The 3,238-nt window shown below is 35.0% G+C and carries 4 protein-coding genes; 1 reads left to right on the top strand and 3 read right to left on the bottom strand.

Features of this window, described 5'->3' with window-relative positions:
- Positions 1 to 207: 207 nt before the first annotated feature.
- Together CSX02_RS07230 and CSX02_RS07225 are read right to left on the bottom strand one after the other, a co-directional pair.
- Positions 208 to 858: a hypothetical protein gene (locus tag CSX02_RS07230; RefSeq protein ID WP_189281418.1), complete on the bottom strand. Its 651-nt coding sequence runs from the start codon at positions 856 to 858 to the stop codon at positions 208 to 210.
- 541 nt (positions 859 to 1,399) lie between these two features.
- Positions 1,400 to 1,732: a hypothetical protein gene (locus CSX02_RS07225; RefSeq protein WP_189281416.1), complete on the bottom strand. Its 333-nt coding sequence runs from the start codon at positions 1,730 to 1,732 to the stop codon at positions 1,400 to 1,402.
- A 217-nt stretch (positions 1,733 to 1,949) separates the two neighbouring features.
- On the opposite strand from CSX02_RS07225, the gene CSX02_RS07220 reads away from it, so the two are divergent.
- A complete protein-coding gene (locus tag CSX02_RS07220) occupies positions 1,950 to 2,282 on the top strand; it encodes a helix-turn-helix domain-containing protein (RefSeq protein ID WP_242970439.1) in 333 nt (110 codons plus the stop codon).
- Positions 2,283 to 2,316: 34 nt separating this feature from the next.
- Here CSX02_RS07220 and CSX02_RS07215 read toward each other — a convergent pair whose 3' ends face one another.
- Positions 2,317 to 3,015, bottom strand: coding sequence for a hypothetical protein (locus CSX02_RS07215; RefSeq protein ID WP_143248157.1), 699 nt, complete (start codon positions 3,013 to 3,015; stop codon positions 2,317 to 2,319).
- Positions 3,016 to 3,238 lie beyond the last annotated feature (223 nt).

Genomic DNA, 3,238 nt, shown 5'->3' with positions numbered 1-3,238 from the left:
GGAGTGGTGACACGCGTGGAGCGGGTGCGCGGCGTTCTCGCGTGTCGGGTGCCCAGGGTGGTGACACGCGTGGAGCAGGTTGGGCACCTATACGCGTGTCAGAGCTTAAACATTGAGACACGCATAGGCTCTGCCTATTCTTCTTTTGCATGTCAGAGCTTTGACATTAGGGCACGCTTATGCGCTATCTATTCTTCTTTTGCGTGTCTATAATAAATATCTTTTTATTTTTACTTCAATTGCTGCAACATCCAACAAAATGTCATTTGATTCCAAAGTGAAAATTAAATTCTTTCCCAACTCAAATCCATTTTTCTCATACATATCCAATTTATGGAAAGTACGCTGGGCATAATCGGGATTTTGAACCATTCCAAAATGTTCCCATACAATCGTCTTTCGCGTACGAATATTTAATAGAACAAAATCCGGATAAATTACGGCTCCATTAGATAAGCATAACTTACTCTCATAGCTGTATGGAATCTGATATTTGTGAAACAAATCTGCCAGTATTTTTTCAGATTTCGATCGAACTGTCTCCCCTCTTGCGGTTAAATAGCTAGTCTTTTCGGGGTAATCATTCTTTTGCCCCTCATGATTTTTTAACCACATTTGAATAAATTCTTCATCCGGGCATACAATCGGATGAATCATTTCCTTTCTGGCCTCGCTTAGATTTTCATAAGTCATCTTAACCATATCCGGGTTATATTGATTCAAAAATTGCCGAATCAGTAGAGATTCTTTTTCCAGTACATCGCAGATCTGGTTATCGTAATCTGCCTGTAAAATTTCACGAACCTGATTCAAATTATCTTTCTTCACATATTCGCGGGTTCCATTATTTTGTTTCAAATAATATTGATAACCCTTTTTTCTTTTGGAATAGCACACAATTTCGCGTTTTTTCCTATCCGATTCCGCTTTATTTTTGTGCATCTTCGCTTCTTGCAACAATTTTTCTGTTTGATAAAGTTGCTCTTTTAATTGTTCTACATAATAGTCGATTTTACATCCCTCCCTTAATTAAAAATATTACAAATACAAAATGGATTTTGGTGACTCGATTCTAGTCACTCACGGATATTACCAAGGACAATAAAAAGAAATGAAAAAATTTCTCAAATAAATTATCTTGAACTCAACAAAAATGCATATTGCCAATGATAATATAGATAATGGCTTTCATAAGCCAAATAGATTTTAAATAGAATATACTTCGTACAAAAAAATAATTCAATCAGACTTTCTGACCATTATTAGTAATCACGCGCCTTCTTCTTTCCAAATAAAAGAATCGATTTTCCTTAAAGGATTATAGGGAAATCGATTCTCTTGCTATTTTTGAATTTTCTTTCATATATGAGACACATAATAAAAAAGTTTCTGTTTTCATTTATTGAGGTGGTAAATTATTTGTCATCGGGGCTACTTGATTATGCTCATTATCTGTAGGCATGTTTCCTGCATTCTCTTTCAAATCTTTAAGTAAAGTCGTAATATTATGGCTTTGACTGGCCATAAATCTAATTTTCTCATGTATATCTCCAAATACATACAAAAGAATTGTTACAATAATAACTACACTTATTGCTCCACCAAATATTCCAGCAGTTAAAGCCGAATCTCTCACCAGTCTTGTTGTAGTTTCCCCATTAAAATAATTAACATTCTCTACCGTCCTATATCCATATGCATAAGCTATAATTGCTGATCCTATACATCCCAATATTAAGTATACTATTGACAGTATCTTGCATATACTCCGTTTCTGCATAGTTTACCTCGCTTTCCTACTCTTGCTAAAATAGAATGTCCACTACAAGTCTCATATATGAACCAAATAGGCATATTTTCGTCTATATAGTTTATTAAATTATATATTTTCTGCGTATATAATTCAAGTAGATATAAACCATACAGACAAGATAGATAGGTATCATATTATGTATTCAATTGATTACTACGGAATTGGGCAGCGGATTCGCCATATACGAAAGGCACATTCCTTTTCACAAGAAGAACTTCCATCAAAAATAGGCATTTCCACGACTCACATGAGTCATATTGAAACCGGCAATACCAAACTCAGTTTGCAAGTGTTAATAGATTTGGCAAAAGAATTAAATGTTTCACCGGATGAACTGCTCTTTGACAAAAATGAGCTTTCCGATTTATCTCTTAAACCACAGTTCAATGAATTATTAAATCATTGTTCTAAAGAAGAGATTAAATTTTTATATGACATTTTAAAAGCTTCCAAAATTGCACTTACATAAAAGGGGACTGTTCATCACAGTCCCTTTTTACTCTCTATTCTTTATCATTCGCGTTTAGTATTTCTAATATTGCGGTCAAATCAACACTATTTGTAATATCATAATGTTCGCCGTCATAGGTAATTCCACCCCCGGCACATCCAATTTCGTATGTCTTATCTCTACACACGATTTTCAATGAAAAGCCACCTTCTCCTGGCTCCCCACCGGATTCTAATTCTGCCGACTGTATCAAATGGCAAATCTTGGTAATTTGCTCTTGATCCGTTACCACTATTGGAGGGTCCGTAGCACCACAGGTATCAAGAACTTCTATTTTCGTTGGATCAATAAATCGAAATGGACTATTCCCTGCCTCTGCTATGTATTTTATATTAAGCAAGTCTATATCATTTGTAATATCATAATGCTTATCCTTATACATAATTCCATTTGCTGAATATACAAAATCATACTCTTTCGATTTGCAAATCACTTTTACACCAAATCCGCCTTCTCCTTGCGATCCGCCTTCTTCCAATTTTGCTGACTGTATCAAATCACAAATCTCAGCAATTACCTTTTGATCTGTCACCTCTATTGGTGGTTCATTAGCATTACAAGAATCATAAACTTCTACTTTCTGCGGGTTATCTAATTCAAAAAAATTATTTCCTGTTTTCTTGTCTTTTCCGCATCCCATCAAGGCCAGCATTACCATTATTGAAGTTATTAAATAGATTTTCTTTTTCATTCCCCTTAACACATTTCGTATTTGCCTTCTCCCCATATTTGTCTCCTTTCATTCTTTGTTTTTTGTCAACTATACACAAACAAGTGTATTGATTTCTCGTTTTTTTGTCAACATTCACCTCTTGTATTCTCCACATATACAATATTTGAGCTTAAATACGGTATATTCAAGTCTCGCTCGCGAGACTTGGCGCGAGATTTGCGTCAGCGTAGCTGACATATTT

The organism is Agathobacter ruminis (assembly GCF_002735305.1).
Classification (GTDB): Bacteria; Bacillota; Clostridia; order Lachnospirales; family Lachnospiraceae; genus Roseburia; species Roseburia ruminis.
Note: the sequence above shows the minus strand (reverse complement) of the source record. Positions and strands in the feature narration are given on the sequence as shown.

Excerpts from the sequence above, each read along its gene's own strand:
- CSX02_RS07220 (WP_242970439.1), top strand. The coding sequence starts at position 1,950 with ATGTATTCAATTGATTACTACGGAATTGGGCAGCGGATTCGCCATATA.
- CSX02_RS07215 (WP_143248157.1), bottom strand. The coding sequence starts at position 3,015 with ATGAAAAAGAAAATCTATTTAATAACTTCAATAATGGTAATGCTGGCC.